The sequence below is a fragment of the Psychrobacter sp. Ps3 genome (assembly GCF_022129275.1).
Lineage (GTDB): Bacteria > Pseudomonadota > Gammaproteobacteria > Pseudomonadales > Moraxellaceae > Psychrobacter > Psychrobacter submarinus.
The window spans coordinates 1-986 of record NZ_JADQAL010000036.1; the positions used below are offsets into that span (position 1 = coordinate 1).

General features: G+C 35.2%; 1 protein-coding gene. It reads left to right on the forward strand.

Translation table 11 applies throughout. The features are described 5' to 3' along the window. The first annotated feature begins 427 nt into the window (after positions 1–427). A complete protein-coding gene (locus I3248_RS10135; protein WP_238063577.1) occupies positions 428–943 on the forward strand; it encodes a hypothetical protein in 516 nt (171 codons plus the stop codon). The last annotated feature ends 43 nt before the right edge of the window (positions 944–986 follow it).

Genomic DNA, 986 nt, shown 5'->3' on the forward strand with positions numbered 1-986 from the left:
TCGCTTGAGCTGTTTGGGGTGGTGGTGAGTAGTGTTAGGCGGTTTAAGAGGTGAGAAATAATAAAAAATTCTTTTTATGTCCTAAGATCAGATATCAATCTGCATCCATGTCATATAAGCTCTTGATCCTAATATTTAAGCAGCACACTGGTAAATCTCTATCTAAGATCCGTAAGCCGTTGTCCTAGAATTCCACTCTGTCTACCCTATCCACGTGCTTGCTAACTCTAGCTCATTTCTAAAGCGCTTCAGAGCAAATTATCATTGCTCTTCTATAAGTAACTCTAAAAGTAAAATGATGCGTCACGTATTGTCGTCTAGTTGACGAGGTGGGATTTAATTGATCGCAAGTAATAGTAAGATAAGAGTAGAGGTCAATAAATGAAGCATATCGACCACATTAGATCATTATCTTAGTGGAGTGTTTATGAATCCATCAAAATCATTAACAGTTGCCAAGCTGCAGACAACTCCTGTGGTCATATTTGAAGGCGTTCTTGAACTATATAATCTTTATACCTGTCATATCAGACCCTTCATTAGTGAAGCCTTTAAACTTAAGCATAGCGCTGCTTGGACTAAAACCACATTATTTATCAAAGAAGACAAAAGATGGTTTTTAGTCAATAATTTTGAGCTTTTTCACTTGATCAAAAGTCCTGATGTTGATTTTAATGTACTCGGACAAAAAGTGTCTGTGAGATATATCCCAAAAGATCAGTTTAATTTTGACATCAGTTTTTACGAGCTTATCAATCTCATTGCTCAACATAACAAGATAATAGATATCAGGCTTGTTTACTCGCAGCTAAACAAGATCTTGGATCCAGAGATAAACCAAAAATTATTTGGCAAAAATATTTTTGCTATTACTACATTTTGTCGGCTTATAAATATAAGTGAGCAAACTTATTACAAGCGACCTTCTAAAGGTGTTTTATGACTGAGAATACTGAGAATACTGAGAATACTGAGAATACTGAGAA